At 45.1% G+C, this 23,943-nt stretch carries 18 protein-coding genes; 11 read left to right on the top strand and 7 right to left on the bottom strand.

Going from position 1 to position 23,943, the window contains the following annotated elements; all coding sequences use genetic code 11:
* Positions 1–84: 84 nt before the first annotated feature.
* Together NNC77_RS07605 and NNC77_RS07600 are read right to left on the bottom strand one after the other, a co-directional pair.
* Positions 85–2,634 carry a transglycosylase domain-containing protein gene (locus NNC77_RS07605; RefSeq protein ID WP_254970482.1) on the bottom strand — a complete coding sequence of 850 codons (2,550 nt, stop codon included), beginning with the start codon at positions 2,632–2,634 and terminating at the stop codon, positions 85–87.
* Between the two features lie 27 nt (positions 2,635–2,661).
* Positions 2,662–3,312, bottom strand: a complete 651-nt coding sequence (locus NNC77_RS07600; protein ID WP_022121970.1) for a DUF308 domain-containing protein — start codon at positions 3,310–3,312, stop codon at positions 2,662–2,664.
* Between the two features lie 282 nt (positions 3,313–3,594).
* Between NNC77_RS07600 and NNC77_RS07595 the strand changes: the two genes are divergently transcribed.
* The gene (locus NNC77_RS07595) at positions 3,595–4,101 is read left to right on the top strand and encodes a histidine phosphatase family protein (RefSeq protein WP_233401755.1); all 507 of its coding nucleotides are present in this window, start codon (positions 3,595–3,597) and stop codon (positions 4,099–4,101) included.
* Positions 4,102–4,179: 78 nt separating this feature from the next.
* Positions 4,180–4,935 (top strand): SDR family oxidoreductase, encoded by a 756-nt coding sequence (locus NNC77_RS07590; RefSeq protein WP_117587184.1) that lies wholly within the window; start codon positions 4,180–4,182, stop codon positions 4,933–4,935.
* Between the two features lie 151 nt (positions 4,936–5,086).
* On the opposite strand, the gene NNC77_RS07585 is transcribed toward NNC77_RS07590, so the two are convergent.
* Positions 5,087–6,733 (bottom strand): DUF6377 domain-containing protein, encoded by a 1,647-nt coding sequence (locus NNC77_RS07585; RefSeq protein WP_254970477.1) that lies wholly within the window; start codon positions 6,731–6,733, stop codon positions 5,087–5,089.
* Positions 6,734–7,450: 717 nt separating this feature from the next.
* Here NNC77_RS07585 and rfbD point away from each other — a divergent pair.
* The 8 genes from rfbD (at position 7,451) to NNC77_RS07545 (ending at position 17,564) form a co-directional block, all read left to right on the top strand.
* Positions 7,451–8,323, top strand: a complete 873-nt coding sequence (gene rfbD / locus NNC77_RS07580; RefSeq protein ID WP_254970475.1) for a dTDP-4-dehydrorhamnose reductase — start codon at positions 7,451–7,453, stop codon at positions 8,321–8,323.
* Between the two features lie 33 nt (positions 8,324–8,356).
* Complete coding sequence (locus NNC77_RS07575; protein ID WP_254970474.1) at positions 8,357–9,490, top strand: dTDP-glucose 4,6-dehydratase; 1,134 nt, start codon at positions 8,357–8,359, stop codon at positions 9,488–9,490.
* 278 nt (positions 9,491–9,768) lie between these two features.
* Complete coding sequence (locus NNC77_RS07570) at positions 9,769–10,722, top strand: PCMD domain-containing protein (RefSeq protein WP_437183280.1); 954 nt, start codon at positions 9,769–9,771, stop codon at positions 10,720–10,722.
* Between the two features lie 18 nt (positions 10,723–10,740).
* Complete coding sequence (locus NNC77_RS07565; RefSeq protein ID WP_254970472.1) at positions 10,741–11,916, top strand: BamA/TamA family outer membrane protein; 1,176 nt, start codon at positions 10,741–10,743, stop codon at positions 11,914–11,916.
* A 58-nt stretch (positions 11,917–11,974) separates the two neighbouring features.
* On the top strand, positions 11,975–13,717 hold the full coding sequence (locus tag NNC77_RS07560; RefSeq protein ID WP_254970471.1) for a sulfatase-like hydrolase/transferase: 1,743 nt from the start codon (positions 11,975–11,977) through the stop codon (positions 13,715–13,717).
* Positions 13,718–13,867: 150 nt separating this feature from the next.
* Entirely contained in the window at positions 13,868–15,397 is a 1,530-nt protein-coding gene (locus NNC77_RS07555; RefSeq protein ID WP_118155096.1) for a carbon-nitrogen hydrolase family protein, read from the top strand.
* A gap of 59 nt (positions 15,398–15,456) precedes the next feature.
* Positions 15,457–16,584 (top strand): o-succinylbenzoate synthase, encoded by a 1,128-nt coding sequence (locus NNC77_RS07550; protein WP_218486828.1) that lies wholly within the window; start codon positions 15,457–15,459, stop codon positions 16,582–16,584.
* Complete coding sequence (locus NNC77_RS07545) at positions 16,581–17,564, top strand: AMP-binding protein (protein WP_218486827.1); 984 nt, start codon at positions 16,581–16,583, stop codon at positions 17,562–17,564. The genes NNC77_RS07550 and NNC77_RS07545 overlap by 4 nt, the downstream gene beginning before the upstream one ends.
* Positions 17,565–17,597: 33 nt before the next feature.
* On the opposite strand, the gene aroB is transcribed toward NNC77_RS07545, so the two are convergent.
* Complete coding sequence (aroB, locus tag NNC77_RS07540) at positions 17,598–18,644, bottom strand: 3-dehydroquinate synthase (RefSeq protein WP_218486826.1); 1,047 nt, start codon at positions 18,642–18,644, stop codon at positions 17,598–17,600.
* A 217-nt stretch (positions 18,645–18,861) separates the two neighbouring features.
* Here aroB and NNC77_RS07535 point away from each other — a divergent pair, with 217 nt between their 5' ends.
* Entirely contained in the window at positions 18,862–21,816 is a 2,955-nt protein-coding gene (locus tag NNC77_RS07535; RefSeq protein ID WP_218486825.1) for a TonB-dependent receptor, read from the top strand.
* Positions 21,817–21,973: 157 nt separating this feature from the next.
* Here NNC77_RS07535 and NNC77_RS07530 read toward each other — a convergent pair whose 3' ends face one another.
* From NNC77_RS07530 to pth, 3 genes are all read right to left on the bottom strand, one after another.
* On the bottom strand, positions 21,974–22,525 hold the full coding sequence (locus tag NNC77_RS07530) for a porin family protein (protein WP_217745831.1): 552 nt from the start codon (positions 22,523–22,525) through the stop codon (positions 21,974–21,976).
* Positions 22,526–22,854: 329 nt separating this feature from the next.
* Positions 22,855–23,277 (bottom strand): RNA-binding S4 domain-containing protein, encoded by a 423-nt coding sequence (locus NNC77_RS07525; RefSeq protein WP_118254006.1) that lies wholly within the window; start codon positions 23,275–23,277, stop codon positions 22,855–22,857.
* Positions 23,278–23,332: 55 nt separating this feature from the next.
* Positions 23,333–23,905 (bottom strand): aminoacyl-tRNA hydrolase, encoded by a 573-nt coding sequence (pth, locus tag NNC77_RS07520; protein WP_153119338.1) that lies wholly within the window; start codon positions 23,903–23,905, stop codon positions 23,333–23,335.
* Positions 23,906–23,943: the final 38 nt, after the last annotated feature.

Genomic DNA, 23,943 nt, shown 5'->3' with positions numbered 1-23,943 from the left:
TTTATAGTTTATAGCATAAGCCACATTAAATTGCCTTCTTGCTAAACGGCGTAGCCGCTATAAACTATAAATTATTAACTAAATTTAAAGATCATCGAAGTTGACAGGCTGCTCGGTTGGCTTGGCCTTCTTCTTCTCTTTCTTTTCTTCTGTGGTGGCAGTACCGGTGGCAGATTCGCTTTCAGCCTTCTTGGCAGGAACCTCGCGGATGATAGGGTTGCCTTCGTCATCGAGAACAATCTCTTCCTGGAAGGCGGTACTGTCTACCTTGGTGGTATCTACCTTTGGCTTTGGTGCATAGCTTGCACAGATGTACATATCGCTGGTGATATCGCTGTCCTGTGGCTTGTCAAACTTGCCGTGATACTGCTGGAAGGCTGGGTCGCCAAAGACACTCTGGAGGAAGTAACCGCACACAGGAAGAGCGGTTCTCGAACCCTGACCCAAGGCTCCGGTGCGGAAGTGGAGACAGCGGTATTCGCCTCCTACCCAGGCACCAACTACGAGCTTAGGACTCACACACATGAACCAGGCATCGGAGTGGTTATTGGTGGTACCTGTCTTTCCACCGAACTCTGTATCACGGTAGTTGCCTACATAGCCCCAGAGACTCTGGGATGTACCTCCCGGCTCCTTCATACCGCCCTGTAAGAGCTGCTGCATGAGGAAGGCACTCTTGTAAGGTATTACCTGCTCGGAATCGGTAGGACCCTCGTAAACCACCTTACCGTCGTGGTCTACAATCTTGGTAACCAATACCGGGTCGTGGTGCTTGCCATTGTTGGCAATGGTGCTGTAGGCGCATGCCATCTCCAGGAGGTTGACATCGCTGGAACCGAGGGCGAGAGAAGGGGTGTCATCCTGCGGACTGTTGATACCCATCTTCTTGGCTGTCTCGATGATGCGCTTGATGCCCATCTCCTGTCCTAATCTTACAGCCACAGAGTTGATACTCTTGGCAAAGGCACTCTTCAATGGGATGCTGTCGCCCGAGAACGAACCGTTGGCATTGGATGGACGCCAGATGGTCATTTCGTGCTTCTTCTTATCGTATACCTCCATAGAGATATATTCGTCGCGACGCTTGTCACAAGGGGTTAAACCCTGATTCATCGCCTCGGTATAAACAAAGAGCTTGAAGGTAGAACCAGGCTGGCGCTCGGCTGTTACCTTGTCATACTTCCAGTGGTCGAAGTCGATATCGCCCACCCATGCCTTTACTGCTCCGGTCTGTGGCTCCATGGCAACAAAGGCGCAGTGCATGAAGGTGGTCATATACTTGATGGAGTCTTCTGATGTCATGTTCATCGTGATGCTGCCCTTGTCATAATCGAATACCTTAACCGGGTGAACCCACTCCTTATAGTAATAGTTTACTGAGTCGGGATTGTTAGGGAAGCGGGCTATCAATGCCTTGTAGAATGGCTGGCGCTCGGCGATGCCCTGGATGAAGTTTGGTATCACGTTGTGGTTCTCATCCTGCCAAGGATCCTGACCCATCCAGTTGCCTTTGCCTGCCTGGGTACGGCGGATGCTCCAGTGGTTGTTGAAGTTCTGCTGTACCTGTTTCATCTGCTTGCGGGCTGCATCTTCTGCATACTTCTGCATGCGGGTATCGATGGTGGTATAAATCTTCAAACCGCTGGTATAGAGGTCGTAACCTTCGTCTTTACACCAGTCTTTCAGGTAGTTGGCTACTGCCTCACGGAAGTATTTAGCCTGTCCGTCGTAGTTTTCTTCTACCTTGAAATCGAGCTTGATAGGCTCATCTTTCAGTTCATTGTATCTGTCTTTTGAGAGATCGCCATGTGTCACCATATTATATAATACGGTGTTGCGGCGTGCAAGACTGTTCTCCGGGTTGGTGCGTGGGTTGTAGTAGGTGGTAGCTTTGAGCATGCCCACGAGCACGGCAGCCTGACCGGTGGTCAACTCCTTAGGGGTGGTGTTGAAGTAGGTCTTCGCAGCGGTTTTGATACCATAGGAATTGCTACCGAAATCTACCGTATTAGCATACATGGTGATGATTTCCTTCTTGCTGAACACCGTTTCGAGTTTAACCGCGATGATCCACTCCTTGCTCTTGATGATGAGCAGGCGGAGTACAGGAATCTTGCCCAGCAAACCGGTAGAATATTGCGAACGTACACGGAACATGTTCTTCGCCAGCTGCTGTGTGATGGTAGAAGCACCGCGCCCGTTATGATGGAGGAGTGCATCCTTGGCAGCAGCAAACACACCGATAGGGTCGATACCGATATGCTTGTAGAATCGTTCATCCTCGGTATCTACCAGTGCCTTGAAGAAATCAGGTGTTACCTCATCATATTCTACCGGAGTACGATTTTCGTTGAAATACTTGCCGATGAGCTTTCCATCAGCCGAATAGATTTCAGAGGCCTCAGAGGTCTGGGGATCCAGAATGCCTGAGAAATAGCCAGGTGACTTGCCGAAGAGCCACAAGAAGTTGATATCTACTGCACCCAGATACAAGATAAAGGCGACTATACAACTTGCCAAGGCAACGAGGGTCTTGGTATACCACGCCCTGCCCTGATACAATCCCTTGTACCAAGGCCAGAATGCGCGAAACTTTTGCCATAACCAGGCAAAGAGAGACTTAATTTTATTCATATATGATGATATAATGATTTCGTTGTTTTACTCTTCGTTCTTCACTTCCTCTACATCCACATAAATCTCCTTTGAATCCTGTTTCTGCTGCTGGTTCTTCAGCCAGATTCTCTTGTTGTTGGAGACTTTAAAGGCGTTGAGAAGCTCTACTACTCCATAGATGAGCATACCCCAACCGATGATGAAAAGAGGAGCAGAGGCGATGGCTGAAGGCTTGATGATGGCGAGCAGACCCAGCAGAAGAAGGGCTGAAGGGAAGAGCCAGAAGAGAATGCCTACGCGTCCCATCTTAGCTGCTGAAGCCAGGTTGACAAACTGGGTCAGAGCGCCCAAAATCAGGATGAATGCCAGGATGAACATCAGCCAGGCGATAAACACCTGAGGCATCAGGGCAAGCAGCAATCCCAGGATAAGACTGCCTACGCTCACAAGCGGGAATTTAGGCATCATGCCCATGATAGGCTTACCATTGGAATCAGACAGAATCTGGCCCTGCATCTTCTCTGCATTGCGCTTGGCTGCCCAATAACTGGCAAGGGAGATGACACCTGAAAGGAAAAACAAAACACCGATGGCGATGGTTATCCAGGTGACGGTCTGCTCACGATATTGGATGAGCAGGACTCCTACGATGATGGCGCATACTGCGCGGAATATTGAACTGTGTATTACCTTCATACTAAAACTGATTTTGTTATTTCGGGGCAAAGTTACGAAAGAAATCCGAAACTAGCAAGAAGTTTTTTATATAAACTTAAATTATTGCTATATTTAACGCTAATTATTGCTATATTTAACGCAAATTATTTGTTGGTCTCGATAGAAAGCCGTAATTTTGTAAGCAAAATCAGAATCATGATGTCTTGGAAAGAGACTTAGTGAAAGTAAAAACTATGTCTGGAGTATAGACTTAGGAAAAGTAAAAACTCATTTTTGATATAGACGGAAAAAGTAAAGACAATGACAAAATTATATTTGGTGCGCCATGGGGAAACGGTGGATAACAAGGCGCAAATTATGCAGGGACAAACACCGGGAAAGCTCAATATGAAAGGTATTGAGCAAGCTGAGGAAGTGGCCAGGAAAATGGCGGGTACACCTATCGATGTCTTCGTATCGAGCGATCTCTATCGCAGTATGCAGACCTGTGAAATTATCGCCGGCTCGCATCCCGTTGTCACCACTCCCTTGCTCAGAGAGCGTGATTGGGGCGATTTTACGGGTAAATTCATCCCTGACCTGCCGAAGGATCCAAAGGATTGGCCGGACAACATAGAGACGCTGGAAAAGATGAAATCAAGAGCCCAGAATTTCCTTACCTGGCTCAAGGTTACTTATCCTGATCAGACCGTTCTTGCTGTGGGGCATGGCATCATCAACAAGGCTATCCAGAGTGTTTATTATAAACGTCCGATGAACCAGATAGAGAAAATGGCGAATGCTGAAGTGAGAGTTCTGATACTTTAAGATAGAAGAACCCTCAAAAAACAAAGACTAATCATAAAGTTCAAAGTTCAAAGTATTAAAGTTCAAAGTATTAAAGATATGAATAAAATTGCTCTTATTACAGGCGCAACAAGCGGTATTGGCGAAGGTTGTGCACGTCGTTTTGCCCGTGGCGGCTATAACCTGATTCTTACAGGTAGAAACACGGGAAAGTTGGAAATCCTGAAGAAAGAACTCGAGGCTGAGGGCGTTGAGGTGCTTGCCTTGGCTTTCGATGTGCGTAACCGTGAAGCTGCCAAGAAAGCGGTGGATTACATCCCTGAGGAGTGGCGCAATGTGGATGTGCTTATCAATAATGCGGGACTCGCACGTGGATTGGAACCTGAATATGAGGGCGATTTTGAAGATTGGGACCAGATGATTGATACCAATATCAAGGGACTCTTAACCATGACGCGCCTGATTGTACCTGGTATGGTGGAGCGTAATCATGGTCATGTAATCAATATAGGTAGTGTGGCGGGTGATGCTGCTTATGCGGGAGGTAATGTATATTGTGCTACCAAAGCGGCTGTAAAGGCTATTACAGACGGCTTGCGCATTGATGTGGCACATACGAAAGTGCGTGTTACCAATGTGAAACCGGGTTTGGTTGAAACCAACTTCTCTAACATCCGTTTCCATGGTGACCAGAACCGCGCAGACAACGTTTACCGCGGCATAGAGCCTCTGAACGGCGATGACGTGGCAGATGTTGCCTTCTATGCTGCAAGTGCTCCAGAACATGTGCAAATAGCTGAGGTCCTGGTTCTTGCTACGCATCAGGCTAACGGAACCGTGATACACAGAAGCTAGTTAATAGTTTACAGTTAATAGTTAATAGTTTATAGAGGCTGCGCCGTTGAGCAAGATTGTCAAAGCGGTTTATGCTATAAACTGTAAACTATTAATTATTTGAGCAAGATAGTCAAAGCGGTTTATGCTATAAACTGTAAACTATTAATTATTAACTATTAATGATGTGGCAAAGCTGATTGATATCTGATTCGAATGTATCTCGATTAATCGCCTTTGCCCGCATTCCAGACTTGTAGTTGTAGATGGTCTGGGTGGAGTAATGCAGCAGGGTAGCTATCTCCTGGCTGTCGGTTACACCCAGTCGCATCAGGGCAAAGATGCGAATCTCAGTAGTCAGGTCGTGCGTAGTAGGAACTTCCATTTGACATTCTGGCAGCAGGAGCTTGTTCAACTCAGTAACGAAATCCGGATACAACTCCATGAATGCCTTATCGAACCGGTTGTAGAACATCTGTGATTCCTCTTCTTCCAATTTATGGGTGTTGAGACTCTTCAGCAAATCGGCGGTCTGGTTTGCCTTGATCTTACGGCTTACCAGTTTGCGGTAATCTGATAACTTGCTGATATAAGCCGCACTGATGTCCATAAAGAGGCGCATGTAGGTCTCTCGTTTGATATTGGTCTCTATCAGCTGCTGGTTCAGTTCGGTGAGCTGTGCATTCATTTCTTTCTGCTTCTCGTTCTGTTCTTCAATCTCAGCCTTGTTTTTCTTCAGCCTGTTCTTCTGTCGGTTGTTGACTAAGGAGAGGATGAGAATGATGACCAGCGCTATGCTTACACCAATGAACCCCCAGAGAAAGCGGGTACGAGAGCGCTCGGCAGCCTGCTGGTTGGCTGAAGCGATGACTGGAAGAATGTTGGAAATCTCCATCATGCGCAGTTGGTTGTTGAAGAACTGTGCATCTTCCATCGTGTGCTGGATATATTTGGCAGCTCTCTTACTGTTGCTCGCATCCTTTTTAAAGATGTAGTAGGCTAGCTTTTGGAGCGCAATAGTTTCTTTGAGTTGGCACAATCCATCGCTCACGGATGCCTCTACGAGATATTCCTCGTAAAGGTCGAATTTGCCGGTATTTTTGTAATATCTGGCTATACCATAAGCTGACATGGCATGGATGCGGGATTTGGCTGGCGACATCTTCAGTGCCTTCAGATAATGGTTGAGCGATTCCTTGCTGATAGGGCTGTTGATATAGGCGTATTCGCCCATGAGATAGTTATAGTAGGCAGATTTCTTACTGTTTTCGTTGAAATTCTGTATCAGAAGGCTCATATAATGCTTCTTCTTGGCGCGGAATTCTTCGGCGTAATCAGAGTTATTGGCGTATGATTCCCAGTAATTATAGATCCAGGCGAAGGTGAAGTAATAGTATAGCTTCAACTGGTATGGCATCTCATCAGGATTGAGCGATTGGAGTAAGCTTTCTGCTTTGCCATAAAATCCCCTTACCGAGAGTATGGACGCCCGGTTTATCTGGTTACGTAATATATAATAGGTGTTATGACATTTTTCTGCCAATTCAAGCCCCTGTTTCATATATGCGTATGCTGAGTCGTAGCGGTAAGCACTATAGGCATGATATATGCTGTCAAGAAACAGTAGTCGGGTTTGGTCGTCTTCAGCTTCATAAGCTTGCCGCTTCAGATGTTTCAATTCCTTTTCCTTGATTCCCTGATAATATGGGTCGTTTTCAATCATCTTGTCAATACGATCCAATAAAGTCTTCTCGTCCGTTTTGCCTTGAGCAGCCAATGGCATAGTAAGCAAAAGAAGTAAATATATAAGTAGTTTCATCTTTAATGCTTCTTTAATAATTATAACAAAATCGTCTTTTAAATGTTATTTTCGTCCTTTTGTCCGTTTTGTGGTGCAAAGATACAAATTTCCTTTCATATAATACCATTTACTTTAGATAAAAATAGTTAATATATTAAAGCCTCTGATTCTTAAGAAGTTATCTAGTTCTTTAGTAGGCTGATTTTTTACCAAAATGCTACTTGGGTATACAACTTTGAAAAAAATGATATAACTTTGCAAACGAAATCAGAAAACAGTAGTTTTAATGGTTTAATTACCACTTCAAGTCTTCTAAAAGTATTTAATGATAAAGAAAATTCCTTTTGTTGATTTAGTATGTTGATTTAAATAGGAAAACAGGTTTAGTTTATATTAGGGAAAAAAGGATTGGTAATAGACTAGGCTACTTGATGATTCAAGTTTGCCCTTAAAGGCAAAGCTTATCTATTATGTTTTAGGGAAAACCGCCATGCTTTTGTGAAAAAGTGTGGCGGTCTTTGTTTAATATATGTTAGTTTCTTCTCTTTTCTTTTTCTTTTCTTTGGTCAACTCAAATTATTTTTTTACCTTTGCCACATATTTATATATAGATGAATGGATTTATATATATAGGTAGTAGGAAATAATTTCGAGAGAAAAAATCAGTTTTCTTCATGTGTAGAGGGAAATGGTAAGTAGACTTTAAAATATTATATTGAATAAAATATTAAAACAATGAATATATTAGTAACAGGCGCTAATGGTCAATTGGGACATGAAATGCAAATCTGTGCCCAAAAAAGCAATCACAAGTTTGTCTTCACCGATGTGGCTGAAGGCTATGAAAAACTGGATATCACCAATCTTGACGCTATCCGAGAAAAGGTGAGGGAGAATGATATTCAGGTAATTGTTAACTGCGCTGCTTATACCAACGTAGATAAGGCTGAAACAGATTACGATCTGGCTAATCTGCTCAACAATACTGCTGCGGGAAATTTGGCACAGGCTATGAAGGAGGTAGATGGTACTTTGATTCATGTATCTACTGACTATGTTTTTCAGGGCGACAAGAATATACCTTGCCGTGAAGATTGGGAAACGAATCCTTTGGGGGTATATGGTAAAACGAAACTTGCAGGCGAAAAGAGTATTGAAGCTACTGGATGCAAGCATATCATCATCCGTACAGCATGGCTCTACTCGCAGTGGGGTAAGAACTTCGTGAAAACCATGCAGAGTCTCACGGCAAGCCACGACACCCTGAAGGTGGTCTTCGACCAGGTGGGTACTCCAACTTACGCTGGCGACCTGGCTGCTGTCATCTCACATATCATCGAAACTGACCAGTTGGATAAGACGGGCATCTACCACTTCTCTAATGAGGGTGTCTGCTCTTGGTTTGATTTCGCTAAGATTATCTGCGAACAGAGCGGAAATACTTGCGATATACAGCCTTGCTACAGCGAGGAGTTCCCAAGCCCAGTGAAGCGTCCTCACTTCTCTGTACTTGACAAGAGTAAGCTGAAGCAGACTTTCGGATTCAAGGTGCCATACTGGACTGACAGTTTGAAGAAGTGCATCGCTGAATTGGCGGCAGCAAAATAATTATTAATTATAAATTATAAATTATTAATTGAAATGAAGAATATCATTATCACGGGCGGTGCTGGCTTCATCGGCTCACACGTAGTAAGACTTTTCGTGAACAAATATCCTGAGTATCACATCATCAACCTCGACAAGTTGACATACGCAGGCAACCTGGCTAACCTCAAGGACATCGAGGACAAGCCAAACTATACATTCGTTAAGGGTGATATCTGCGATTTCGACCTGATGCTGAAACTGATGCAGGACTACAAGGTAGATGGCATCATCCATCTCGCTGCCGAGAGCCACGTAGATAGAAGTATCAAGGATCCATTCACTTTCGCTCAGACCAACGTGATGGGAACCTTGTCTCTGCTCCAGGCGGCAAAGATTTACTGGGAGAGTCTTCCTGAAGGATATGAGGGTAAGCGCTTCTACCACATCTCTACTGATGAGGTTTACGGTGCCTTGCAGATGACTCATCCTGAGGGCATTCCTGCTCCTTTCACCACCAAGGCATCCAGCGGTAAGAACCACGAGGCTTACGGCGAGGAGTTCTTCGTAGAGACAACCAAGTACAATCCTCACTCTCCATATTCTGCATCTAAGGCAAGCTCAGACCACTTCGTCCGTGCTTTCCACGATACATACGGTATGCCTACCATCGTGACCAACTGCTCTAACAACTACGGTCCATACCAGTTCCCTGAGAAGTTGATTCCGCTGTTTATCAACAATATCCGTCATCGCAAGCCATTGCCAGTATATGGTAAGGGTGAGAACGTGCGCGACTGGTTGTATGTAGTAGATCATGCCCGTGCCATCGATATGATTTTCCACAAGGGCAAGATTGCCGAGACTTACAACATCGGCGGTTTCAACGAGTGGAAGAATATCGATATCATCAAGGTGGTTATCAAGACCGTTGACCGTTTACTCGGCAGAAAGGAAGGCGAGGATATGGACCTCATCACTTATGTAACTGACAGAAAGGGTCACGATATGCGTTATGCTATTGACTCTAGAAAGCTGCAGAAGGAACTCGGCTGGGAGCCATCTCTCCAGTTTGAGGAGGGTATCGAGAAGACCGTGAAATGGTATCTCGATAACCAGGAATGGATGGATAACGTAACATCGGGTGATTACCAGAAGTATTATGATAATATGTATTCAAACCGATAATAGCTTTTGGAGTAATCGGAACATGTTTCTATTGTAATCGGAACATGTTTCTATTGTAACCGGTGCAAGAGATTCTGTTTTGTATATTGAATCAGGAGTCCTGTATTTGTTTATAACAGCAAATGCAGGACTTTTTGGTTTTATGGCAATTAAAATGCAGTAAAAATATTATTATTTCTTAATTTTTTATGCTTTATGTCGAAGAAAACTGAAAACTAGAAAATATTTTTCTATCTTTGCAGCCTTAATGATATATAAAAGAAACAGATATGAAGAAAATAATGTTATCAGGCATCGTCATGGCGGTTGCTACCTTGTCGTGCCTTCCCGTTAAGGGACAGGAAAAGGTGGTTCCTTTTAAATATGGTAATATGGACCACTGGGTAATTAGGAATATCAAAGAATCAGGCATTATCGGAGGAAATCGGAAAACAGTTTATGCCGTTGGACCTAATATGACTATCAATGGTAATATTCCTTATACCAATAAGGGTGGTTCGCCTTGGGGTTCCTCTAATGTCCTGGCACATGTATCGGGCATCTATAAGACGAATAACTCTGTGTTTCGTGATAAACATGGTAGTGGATATTGTGCCAAACTGGTAACCCATATTGAGAAAGTAAAAGTGCTGGGACTCATCAATATCAAGGTCTTGGCTGCCGGTTCTCTCTTTCTGGGTAATGTTCGTGAACCGATAACAAGTACCAAGGATGGTCCTAAAGCCATCAACTGGGGTATACCATTCACCGCACGTCCAAAGGCTTTGCGCTTTGATTATAAGACATCTCTCCCTCATGCAGCCAATCGTATCAAGCAGAATGGATTTAGCGGAGCCTCTACGGTTGCAGGTCGAGATCATGCTATAGCTGTGCTCTATCTGCAGAAACGGCATGAAGATGCTAAGGGAAATATAACAGCTAAACGTGTGGGTACGATGGTAGTCAGATTCGGAAAGAGTACCGATAGATGGGTGGAAGATGCTACTTATACAATCCATTATGGCGATATCCGCCACATGGCAGGTTATCAGGCTGCTACTATGGGACTGCGATCCACTGACTATGCCCGTAACAGCAAGGGTAAGAGTGTGCCGGTAAAAGAAGTAGGATGGGCGAGTGCTAACGAAACACCTACTCATCTGATTCTTCAGTTCTCCTCATCCGATGGTGGAGCCTATATCGGAACTCCAGGCAATACCTTGTGGATTGATAATGTAGCATTGGTGTATTAAAATAATAAAATCGAAAAAATGAAGCATATTCTGACAATACTTATTATGATGTTGGCATTGGGCAGCTATGCCTCTGAGCCTTCTGTAACCGATAGTATCTCATCTGCAGAGAAGGTGGATACGACGACTTTACATGCCGGGAAATCATGGGTGAACCGGATTCTTGACTACTTTAATGATTCCAACAAAAACAAGAAGCATAAGCGTTTCGATTTTAGTGTGATAGGTGGCCCTCATTATGCCTCTGATACCAAGTTTGGATTGGGATTGGTGGCAGCAGGACTATACCGTACTGATCCGAATGACAGTATTCTTCCTCCTTCTAATGTCTCGCTTTATGGTGATGTCAGTTCTGTAGGTTTCTATATGTTGGGTGTCCGTGGTAACCATATTGCTCCTAAAGGAAGATATCGCATCGATTATCACCTTTATTTCTATTCTTTTCCCTCTGAATTTTGGGGAATAGGTTATGAAATGGGCGATAACGATGCCAATAAGAGTGACATGAAGCGTTGGCAGGCTCAGGCTGAAGTTAGCTTCCTGTTTCGTGTAGCAGATAATTTCTATATCGGACCGATGGCGAGTTATGACTATGTAATAGGTAAACATATTGAGCGTCCGGAATTACTGCAAGGCATGGATCAGCATACTTGGAATGTAGGAGCTGGCGTTTCTCTGGTATATGATAACAGAGATAATCTTACGAATCCGCATCGTGGTATCTATCTGAATATCAATCAGATGCTCAGACCTGGATTTATGGGAAATGATTATGCTTTCAGTACGACGGCATTTCGTTTTGATGCCTATCAGCGACTGGGTAAGGGAACGGTTCTTGCCGAGGACATTGGGGCTAACCTCAACTTTGGTAATCCTTCGTGGGGAATGATGGCTGAATTGGGTGGTACTCATTCCATGCGTGGCTATTATGAAGGCCGTTATCGCGATAAACATTCTCTGGAAGCTACGGTTGAGTTGCGCCAACATGTATGGAAGCGTAATGGCATCGTAGTGTGGGTTGGAGCAGGAACCATCTTCCCGAAATTCTCGGCATTGCGCTCTAAACAGATTTTGCCGAATGCCGGTGTAGGTTATCGCTGGGAATTTAAGAAGAATGTAAATGTACGTCTGGATTATGGATTCGGTAAGTCGGGGCAGTCTGGTTTTCTCTTCAATATCAATGAAGCGTTTTAGTAATAATGCTCTTTATGTAGTTTGATAATGCTCTTTAAAGTGTTAATGAAAAAGTAGAATGAACAGTTTTACGGATATATATAATAAGGTGGTGTTGCCTATATATAATAAGGTGTCATCGGGCGCATTCCTTTACGGGTATGCTGTGGTAGCATTGTTGTTGCCTAATATAGCTCTGTGCTATACCGAATGTCTGGCTCCTTGGGCTTGTGGTGCCAATGTGTTGCTGCCTTTGGCACTCTACATGTGGTTCTTTTCGTTAACCAGATGCCCGGGTAAGATGATCTGGTGGGCTTTTCTTTTTGTTTTTTTCGCTGCCTTCCAACTGGTATTGCTTTATCTCTTCGGGACGGGAGTGATAGCGGTAGATATGTTTCTGAATCTTGTAACTACCAATCCTGGCGAGGTGAAGGAACTGCTTGGTAATCTGTTGCCTGCTGTGGTGGGTGTTTTTGTGGTTTATCTTCCTTTGCTGGTTCTGGCTATTGTCAATATCAGCAAGAAAGGGATGATAGTGGTTCAACTCCAGCATCGAGTGCGTCGTTGGGCTTTGGAGATAGCTGCTGTCGGTTTATTCTGTCTGCTGGCTTGCTATGTGGCTGTAGATGATTATCGCTTGCGCAATCAGTTTTATCCTGTTAACGTTTGCTATAATCTCTATCTTGCTTTCGAGCGTGATGCGGCTTCAGAAAATTACAGGGAGGCAAGCCGGAATTTCAGGTTTGATGCCAGGAGCGAGCATGATGCTGAGGCTCCCGAGGTGTATGTGATGGTGGTGGGAGAGACGGCGAGAGCCCACAATTTCAGTCTCTATGGCTATCCGCGCGATACCAATCCTTTGCTTTCCAAGACTCCTGGAATCATAGCTTTTCCCGATGCTACAACCCAGAGTAATACTACGCATAAGAGTGTTCCTATGCTCCTGTCGGCTGCATCAGCAGAGGATTTCGAACGTCTCTTTCATGAGAAAGGTATCCTGGCTGCTTTCAGGGAGGCGGGATTTCATACCGTATTTATCAGCAATCAGCTGCCTAATCATTCTTTTATTGATTTCCTTGGCGAACAGGCTGATGAACATTACTTCCTGAAGGAAGGTGCTTCTGCAAAAGATAATCATTATGATAGTGATTTGTTGCAGAAGTTGGATGGGATATTGCCTGCGGCAGATGCCTCTTCATCCAAGCAATACCGTTATCGGAAACTCTTCGTGGTACTTCATACTTATGGTTCTCACTTTAATTATCAGGAGCGCTATCCCCGTAATTTCGCTTTCTTTAAACCTGACAGTAAGAGCGAAGCGAAGCCGGAGAACCGGCGTGACCTGCTGAATGCATACGATAATACCATCCGGTATACCGATTATATCCTGCATGGTATCGTTGAACGTCTGCAGAAATGGGAGAAGACTCAGGCAAAGACGGATGGGGTATATAGCCAACCTACATCGGCGATGCTCTATACCAGCGACCATGGAGAGAATATCTTTGATGATGACCGTCGCCTCTTTCTGCACGCCGCCCCGAAGGCATCTGATTATGAGCTGCATGTTCCTTTCATCATCTGGACATCAGATGGTTATGGAAAACAATATCCGGGAATACTGAAAACTTTGTCTGGTCATCGTACCCAACAGGTACAGACGAGTCTTTCGGCTTTTCATACGATGTTGGGGATAGGAGGCATCCTGACCCGTTATCGCCAGGATGAATATTCTGTGGCAAGTGAGAAGTATCATCCTGTGAAGTTGTTTTATCTGGATGATCATGATAAAGCGATTCCACAGGAAAATGCCAAATATTAGCATCTGATTTTAAGCGTAAACGCGCTCTTTGTGTAAAATACATGAAAAGAGTTTTCGTAAATGTCAATTATTTGCGAAAACTCTTTGTCGTATCTATAATTTGCTGTATCTTTGCACCCGGATTTAGATAATAATAAAAATACAGTTGTTATGGAACCAACTCGAAAAATCGAAAAGGTAGGCATGCGCAACCTCCGTATGGAGGATTATGATCAGCTTGCCAAGTCATTTAGGCGTATTTATGCAGACTCAGATGTATTCTGGACAAAAGAACAGATTAAGAAACTCATTACTATCTTCCCTGAGGGACAGGTGGTTATTATCGTTGATGATAAGATTGTGGGCTGTGCGCTCTCTATCATCGTCAATTATAATATGGTGAAGGGCGATCATACCTATGCTCAGGTTACGGGTAATGAAACTTTCAATACCCACGATCCTAAGGGAAACATTCTTTACGGCATCGAGGTATTTATCCACCCTGATTATCGTGGTTTGCGCCTGGCTCGCCGTATGTATGAGTATCGCAAGGAACTCTGCGAGAAGCTCAACTTGAAGGCTATCATGTTTGGCGGTCGTATACCAAACTATCACAAGTATGCCGATAAGATGCGCCCTAAGGAGTATATCGAGCATGTAAGAAACCGTGAAATCTATGACCCGGTTCTTACCTTCCAGCTTTCCAATGATTTTCACGTGCGCCGCGTAATCCGCAACTATCTTCCTAGCGATGAGGAGAGCGAACACTGCGCTACCCTCTTGCAGTGGGATAATATCTATTATCAGCCACCTACGGATTCTTATGTAGACCGCAAGCCAACCGTGCGAATCGGCCTGGTACAGTGGCAGATGCGCCCATACGCTTCGGTGGATGACCTCTTCGAACAGGTTGAGTTCTTCGTTGATTCTGTGAGCGATTACAAGAGCGATTTTATCCTCTTCCCAGAGTATTTCAATGCGCCTTTGATGGCTCGTTTCAATGATTTGGGTGAGGCGCAGAGCATCCGAAAGATGGCGCAGTATACCGAAGAAATCCGTGACCGTTTCCGCGAGTTGGCCATCAGTTACAACATCAATATCATCACGGGTAGTATGCCTTATCTCAAGGACGATTCTCTCTATAATGTAGGTTTCCTCTGCCGCAGAGATGGTAGCGTGGATATGTACGAGAAGATTCATGTTACCCCAGATGAGCAGAAGTGCTGGGGATTGAGTGGTGGTAGCCATATCCAGACCTTCGATACCGATTGCGGTAAGATTGGTATCGTTATCTGCTATGATGTGGAGTTCCCTGAGTTGTCAAGATTAATGGCTGAGGATGGCATGCAGATTCTCTTCGTTCCATTCATGACCGATACCCAGAATGCTTACTCCCGAGTAAGAGTCTGTGCTCAGGCGCGTGCCATCGAGAACGAGTGCTATGTAGCCATTGCGGGTAGTGTGGGCAACTTGCCACGTGTTCACAACATGGATATTCAGTATGCCCAGAGCGCCGTGTTCACCCCTTGCGACTTTGCTTTCCCTAACGATGGCAAGCGTTCAGAGGCAACACCTAATACCGAGATGATTCTCGTATCAGATGTTGACCTGAATCTCTTGAATGAGCTCCATACCTACGGTGCTGTAAGAAATCTTCGCGACCGCCGCAAGGATCTGTATGAATTGAAACAGAAGAAGTAAGTGAGGAAGGATAATTCAACACTCAACACTTAACATTCAACATTTAACATTTAAATAAAGTGTATAAGATAGAAATCTCGGAGCGCACGCTCCACTTCAAGCAGCCGGCAGGCACGTCTCGTGGGGTATATACCACGAGACACAGTTATTATCTCACTCTCACCTCGGATGAAATGCCGGGGATAGAGGGAGTGGGAGAGTGTGCTACGCTCCCTGATCTCAGTTGCGATGCCAAACCGGAATATGAGATGACCCTGCGACAGGTTTGTCAGATGGTGGAGCAGATGGGACGCATTCCTTACGATATGATTCGTGCTTACCCTAGCATCACCTTCGGTTTGGAAACAGCCTTCGCTTCGTTCTTCGATGCAGCGAAGAAGTTTTTGGAGATTGTTCCTGCTGAAGGAGCATCTTCTTCTTCAGAAATGTTGAAGCAGAAAGGGGTTTCTGTTCCAGCCGGAATGGAGAACCTGACAGATCTCTTCGATTCTCCTTTCGGAAGAGGTGAAGAAGGTATCACCATCAACGGTTTGGTGTGGATGGGAACCTATGAGGAGATGCTGGCCCGGTTGGAGGAGAAACTCCAGGCGGGTTTCCATTGCGTGAAACTGAAGATCGGTGCCATCGATTTCTTCAAGGAACTCGATCTCATCAAGCGCATCCGTGATGTGTATACCAAGGAGCAGGTTGAGTTGCGTGTAGATGCCAATGGCGGCTTTTTGCCGGAGAATGCGATGAGCCAGCTGGAGGCTTTGGCTAAATATGACATTCATTCGATAGAGCAGCCTATCAAGCAGCATCAGTGGCCTAAGATGGCCCAGCTCTGTCACGAAACACCGCTTCCTATCGCTCTGGACGAGGAGTTGATTGGTGTGAATGTCCGGAGTATGAAGCAGGCTTTGCTCGATACGGTCCGTCCTCAGTATATCATCCTCAAACCTTCACTTCATGGTGGCATCTATGGATGCAACGAGTGGATAGAACTGGCTAATCAGCGCGGTATCGGCAGTTGGATTACTTCTGCTCTTGAGAGTAATATCGGTCTGAATGCTATTGCTCATTATGCTGCTAAAGTATATGGTCCTAATGTCAAGATGCCGCAAGGCTTGGGCACCGGTCAGCTCTTTACTGATAATATACCGATGCCTTTGGAGATTCGTGGTGACAAACTGTTTGTTGTAAAATGACTTTAGAAGAATTCCTTTCAGAATGGAATAACGGTAGCGACCGGGTGCTTGTTCATACAAGTGGTTCTACAGGCAAGCCCAAGCCGATGATGGTAGAGAAGAAGCGAATGCTCAACTCAGCCCGCATCACTTGTGATTTCCTGGGATTGAAACCTGGAGACAGTGCCTTGCTCTGTATGTCGCTCGATTATATTGCAGGTAAGATGGTGGTGGTGCGGAGTATAGAGCGCCATCTCCATCTTATTTCTGTTTGCCCAAGTGGGCATCCTTTGAAAGATGTAAATGAAGAGATTACCTTTGCTGCGATGGTCCCGATGCAGGTTTATAATACCCTGCAGGTTCCTGAAGAGCGGGCTCGTCTCTGCCGCATCAGGCATCTTATTATCGGTGGCGGAGCCATAGATGAGGCTCTCGAACAGAAACTGAAGGCTCTTCCCGGCGATATTGCCATCTGGAGTACCTACGGAATGACCGAAACGCTCTCGCATATTGCCCTGAGAAGAATTAACGGTGCTGAGGCCAGCGAATGGTACCAGCCTTTCGATAGTGTGAAAATCAGTCAGACCGATGAAGGTTGTCTGGTGATAGATGCTCCGCAGGTCTGTGCTGAACCCCTGGTAACGAACGATATAGTGGAAATAGAATCCTATATATATAATAAGGTGGAAAAACTCCGTTTTCGCATCAAAGGCAGAAAAGACAATGTGATTTGCAGCGGAGGTATCAAGATACAGATAGAAGAGGTTGAGGCTCTGTTGAAGCCTTATCTCGAAAAACCTTTCATGATAGCCAAGAAGAAAGACGGGAAGTTTGGAGAGATTGCTGTCCTCCTGACGGAAGATGAGGAGATAGAAAAAGTAGAGGCGACTGTTCGCCGCCTCTTATCTGATCATAAATATTGGATTCCAAGGGAATTCCTTCATGTAGAGCATCTCCCGCTTACCGAAACCGGAAAGCCGAAGCGCTCTATCTTTCTTTAAAGGGATTCTCTGAAGAAAGATTCTTTAGCTGAATTATCCTTCTCTGAAGAAGTCGAGTGCTTCCTTGATCTCTTCTGTCGTAGCTGTCTGGTTGATACGGATATCGCCTATGCCGCCCAGCATCGTGAAGTTGATGATGCCATTCTGGTTCTTCTTGTCATGATGCATCAGTTCGATGAGCTCATCATAGTCATCGCAGGTAATATCCAGTGTACCATAGAATTCCTTGATGAAGTTTACGGTCTGGCGCATCTTCTCAGTAGGGAATCCGGTTTTGGCAACACTCAGATAGAGTTCTGGAATCAGGCCGAATGCCACAGCGTAACCATGCAGGATAGGCTTGCGCTTCAAAGCCCAGCTCTCAAACGCATGACCGAAAGTATGCCCCAGGTTCAGCGCCTTGCGGATGCCCTGCTCGTGAGGATCCTGCTCTACAATGCGCTCCTTTACCTTCACGCTGTCGCCTACCATGCGCTGCAACAGCTTCAAATCAGGCTTGTCGAGGTCGAAACTGACCAGTTCTTCCCACATTGCTTCTGTAGAAATCAGACCGTGTTTCAGCATCTCTGCATAGCCCGAACAGATGTTTTCTGCATCAAGCGTCTTTAAAAATTCTGTATCGAGAATAACGAACTTAGAATCGTTGAACACACCTACTTCGTTCTTCAGTCCGCCGAAGTTGATGCCTGTCTTTCCACCTACCGATGCGTCTACCATAGCCAGCAGTGTGGTAGGAATATTGATAAAGTTGATACCTCTCTTAAAAGTGCTGGCAGCAAAGCCACCCAGGTCGGTTACCATACCGCCGCCCAGATTAATCATACAGGAGTGGCGTGAAGCTCCCCCCTCCTGCAGTCCTTTCCATACCATCATCAGACTTTCGATGTCTTTATGGCTGTCGGTAGCCGGAATAGTGATGATATGGGCTTCCTTCATGCAGTAAAAATTCTGCAATACAGGCATGCATAGTTCCAATGTCGTAGTATCTGTAAGCACAAAAAGCTTGTCGTGCTCACACTCAGAAAGTGCACTTACCAGTTCGCTTTCCAGTTGGGTTGATATGATTACTCTTTGTTCCATAACATTCTAACGTATTAATTTTTGTGCAAAGATACACTAAAATGGAGACAATACAAAAAAAAAGTTGCTAAATTTGCGTTTTTTATCTCAGAATGCATTAAACCTTGGTGTATTTAACGCGTCAAAACAATCGAGTAACAAAAATGATAATAGAATATCATAGCGATTATGTGTGAAAACACTCATAGTTGGAAATAATAACAAATTAAAAATAAGAATGAAAAAATCGATTCTGACGATGCTGCTGCTGTTGATGGCAATAGCATCCTTTGCTCAACAGCGACTGATATCCGGTCAGATTACCGACCGCGATACCAAGGAGGCCATTGAGCAGGTAACTATTCAATTGCTTAAGAGCGACAGCACGTATGTGGCTGGTGCCATCAGTAATGAGAACGGACTCTTTCATGTCACCGCTCCGGCTAATGGCAAGTATCTGCTCAAGATTTCGAGCGTAGGATACAAGGCTACCGTGAAGCGTATCCAAATTTCTGATAACAAGGATCTGGCTATGGGGAAGATTGTGCTGGGTGCTGAGGCTATCATGCTGAAAGGCGCAGTGGTAACAGCTATGGCTCAGAAGGTAACTCTGAAGGAGGATACTTTCGTGTACAATTCTTCTGCCTATCGCACACCGGAAGGCTCGGTAGTAGAGGAACTCGTAAAGCGTCTGCCGGGTGCAGAGGTGAGCGATGATGGTACTATCAAGATCAACGGTAAGGAGGTAAAGAAGATTCTCGTAGATGGCAAGGAGTTTATGACGGGCGATACCAAGACTGCCTTGAAGAACCTGCCTACCAGCATCATCGAGAAAATCAAGGCATACGATGAGAAGAGTGATCTCTCTAAGGTGACCGGTATTGATGATGGCGAGGAGCAGACCGTGCTCGACTTCGGTGTGAAGAAGGGTATGAACAAGGGCTTGATTTCCAATATCGACCTGGGCGTGGGCAACAAGAGCCGCTATAACATGCGTGGCATGGGAGGTTATTTCAATGATAACAACCGATTCATGCTCTTTGCCAATGCCAATAACACCAGCGACCGTGGTTTCGGAGGCGGTGGCCCTGGCAGAGGTTTTGGTGGTGCTAACGGGTTGAATGCCAGTAAGATGATTGCTGCCAACTACAATTACGAACTGAAAGATAAATTCAAGTTCAATACTTCACTTCGCTGGAATCACAGCGATGGCGATATTTGGAGCCGTCGTTCCAGCGAGAACTTCATGGGTAGCAGCTCTTCGTTCAGCAACAGCTTGACTCAGAATTTCTCCCGCAGCAACAGCTGGAACGGCAACATCCGCTTGGAGTGGATGCCTGATTCCATGACCAATATCCTCTTCCGTCCTTCCATCTCCTGGAGTACCAGCGATGGATTGAGTGGCAGCCAGTCGGCTTCTTACAACAAGGATCCTTATACCATTACCTCCAAAGACCCTCTTTCTGAGGAAGGTATTGAGGAGTTGGACAAGGCTGAGGCTATGGTGAACCGTCAGTTGACTAACGGAATCACCTATTCTGATAATAACAATATCAGGGGTATGCTGCAGATCAACCGCAAGTTGGGCAACAAGGGACGCAACATCACCTTGCGTATGGATGCCAAATATACGGATAATGACAGCAAGAGCATCTCGCTCAACAATGCCAAGCTCTATCTCGTACAGACAGCGGAGGGTAAGGATTCTACTTATCAGACCAACCGCTATAACCTGACTCCTTCGAAGAATTACAGCTATGCGGGTCAGTTGACCTATAGTGAGCCGCTCTGGAAGGCTACCTTCCTGCAGTTCAGCTATAAGTTTACTTACAGCTACTCCAAGAGCGACCGCAGCACCTACGATTTCAGCAAGTATGCCATGAATGGCGATCATGAATATCGTGGTTGGGATAGCTACCTGAATCCGTTTGCCGGTCAGCTTGGCGATTACAGAAATGATGAATTGAGCCGTTTCTCTGAGTATCGCAACTACAATCACGATATCCAGGTGATGATGCGATTCGTCCGTCAGAAGTATAACTTGAACTTCGGTGTGATGATTCAGCCACAACAGTCGAAGTATATCCAGGAATATCAGGGAGTGCATGTAGATACCGTTCGCAACGTAACGAATATCAGTCCAACCCTCGATTTCCGTTATCGCTTCTCAAAGATGAGCAACCTGCGCGTGAATTACCGAGGTACCACCTCTCAGCCAAGCATCTCTCAGTTGCTTGACATCACAGATAACAGCGACCCGCTGAACATCTCGAAGGGTAACCCTGGATTGAAGCCATCGTTCACCCAGAACTTCCGATTGTTCTACAACAACTTCGTGCAGAACCATAACAAGGGTGTCATGACCTTCATCAACTTCTCAACCACCAACAATAGCATCAGCAATAAGGTGACCTACGATGAGAAGACTGGTGGAAGAATCACCCGACCTGAGAATATCAATGGCAACTGGAATGTGATGGGAGCCTTTATGTTCAACTGCTCTATCGATAGTGCCGGTGTATGGAACTTGAATACCGACACCTACTTGGGTTACAACAACTACGTGAGCTATCTGAGTCTCGACAAGCAGTCTGATTCCCAGAAGAATACCACCCGCAGTACTACTTGGAGAGAACGCCTCTCTTTCAGCTATCGCAACAACTGGCTGGAGCTTTCGCTCGATGGAACATTGAATTATAACCATGCTACAAACAAGTTGCAGCCTAACAGCAACCTCAATACCTGGCAGTTCTCTTATGGACCAAGCATGACGCTTACAGCGCCTTGGGGTACCAGTCTGAACTCAAGCCTCTCTATCAGCAGCCGTCGCGGTTATAGCGACAGCAGCATGAATACGGATGAGTTTGTATGGAATGCGCAGCTCTCTCAGGGTTTCCTGAAGGGCAAGCCTCTTACCATCATGCTGCAGTTCTACGATATTCTCCGTCAGCAGAGCACCTTCTCTCGTGCCATTTCTGCTACATCACGCACGGATACGGAGTATAATGCCATCAACAGCTATGCGATGCTGCACGTGATTTACCGCCTGAATCTCTTCGGAGGCAAGGATGCCCGTAGGGGTGGACCTGAAGGTCCTGGCGGTCCTGGTGGTCCTGGTGGCCGTCCAAACTTCCATGGCCGTCCTTTCAATGGCGGTTTTGGCGGTGGTCGTCCAGGCGGCAGAATGTTCTAGAAAAGAAAATGAAGTAAGCTTCATTTTAAACGATAGTAAGCCTCACTTCATGTTTACGTGAGGCTTATTTCAAACAGATATGACGAGAAAAAAAGAAATCCCCGCTCTTCGTAATGAAGAACGGGGATTGTTATTTTGTCTTATCAAGAGTTCTCGATTAGAGAGCGAACTTGTAACCTACAGTAATCTGGATTACGTTGTTGTAATGATCCCAGTTGTCTGCAACCTTAGTTACACCGATGTTGTAACGAGCATCGAATACGATGTTCTGGTACTCGTAAGAAAGACCGACTGGGATAGAAAGGTCGAATGTCTTAACGTCTTCTGCATCATCCTTGTTTACCAAGAAACCTGGCTGCAAACCTGCCTTGAGAGCCAAACCAGCTATTGGGTAGTAGTTCAAAGTGATAGGCACATTGATATAGCCTGGATTCCACTTGCCACCTTCAAAAGTCATACCGGCAACTTTTACATCCTTAGCCTTGAAGCCCTGTACAGAGTAGAGAGCACCTACTGCAACGCCTAAATTATCTGTAGCCTGATACTGCAACTCAGCACCAGCAGCGAAACCTGCTTTCCAATCGTTGTCACCGATTGTAGAAACGTTCAAACCAACCTTAGGCTGAATAGTTGTTGTACCTGCAGCCTGCTGTGCGAAAGCACCTACTGAAGACAGCACCATAGCTGCCATAACGAATAATTTTTTCATAATCTCTAATATTTTAAATTAATAGTTTATAATGCTCATATAGAGTATGATTAGTTATCAGTGTGTATGCTGATTCCATCATTTTTACTAGGTGCAAAGGTATGCTTTTTCTCTATTCGCTCCAAATATTTTAAGCTTTATTTTAAAATAAGCAGCCAAATATCACATATAAGTTTCTATTTCGTATATTTTTAGCAATAATTATCCCAATTTTTTTGCATCGTATCTTAAAATGTTGTATATTTGCAAAGTAAAAAAGAAAGGAAAATAATTATGACTACACAAGAAAACTCCCCCTATACTCTTTGAAGTGTAGGGGGAGTTTTATTTTATTCTTCATCTTCGTCCCAGTCTTCTTCGTCAAATCCAAACATGGCGGGATCTACGAAGGCATCCAGGGCTCGGCGTTCTTTCTTTGTAGGGCGACCAGTGCCTCTTGCTCTATCTACGAATCCGCTGATGCGGCTCATCTCCAGGAGCTCGTATTGCTTAGGGTCGGTTACGTTTTTATAGACACCATACAGCATTTTGGCGCCTACGCGCTGCTCTATGCAGTCGAGAACCTCGAAAGAGTAGGTGATAGGGGCTTTCTTTACGCTCACCACATCGCCACGCTTGATGATGAAGGAAGGCTTTCTGTTTACGCCTCCCACCATGACGCGGCCATTCTTACAGGCATCGGCAGCAATGCTGCGGGTCTTGTAAATGCGGGCAGCCCAGAGCCACTTGTCTATTCTTGCTGATTCTTTCATGATTTCTAATGCTTATGGAGATTAATCACTAATCACTAATAATTAATCACTATAATTACTTCTTTCCTAGCTTATTGTATTGGTTCATGGTGATGTCGATACCAGCCAATACGAAGCTCTTGATGATCTCTACACCCAGGTCGATGGCCGGCTGCAGCTGCTTCATGTCTTCCTCACTATATTTGCCCAGCACCCAGTCTATCTGGCCGCCACGTGGATAATCGTTGCCGATGCCCATGCGCAGGCGGGCATAATTCTGACCGATAAGCTGCTGGATATGTCCCAATCCGTTATGGCCGCCGTTACTGCCGTTCGCCTTCAGTCGGAAAGCACCCAGAGGCAGGGCTAGCTCATCGCTGATAACGAGCAGTCGGCTCTGGTCAATCTTTTCCTGATTCAGCCAATATCTTACCGCATTACCGCTGAGGTTCATGAATGTGGTAGGTTTGAGCAGGAAAATCTTTCTTCCCTTGAGCGTAGTCTCTGCTACGAAGCCATATCGCTTATCCTCAAAATGAATATTGGACGCTTTAGCAAAAGCGTCCAATACCATAAATCCTGTGTTGTGCCTGGTGCCGGCGTATTCATCGCCAGGGTTACCAAGCCCACAAATCAAATATTTATCCAATGTTTGATAATGCTTTACTCAGGTTCGTAAAATCTCTA

Source organism: Segatella copri, from assembly GCF_024330485.1.
Taxonomy (GTDB): domain Bacteria; phylum Bacteroidota; class Bacteroidia; order Bacteroidales; family Bacteroidaceae; genus Prevotella; species Prevotella copri_L.
This window is presented reverse-complemented; position numbering and strand designations above follow the sequence as displayed.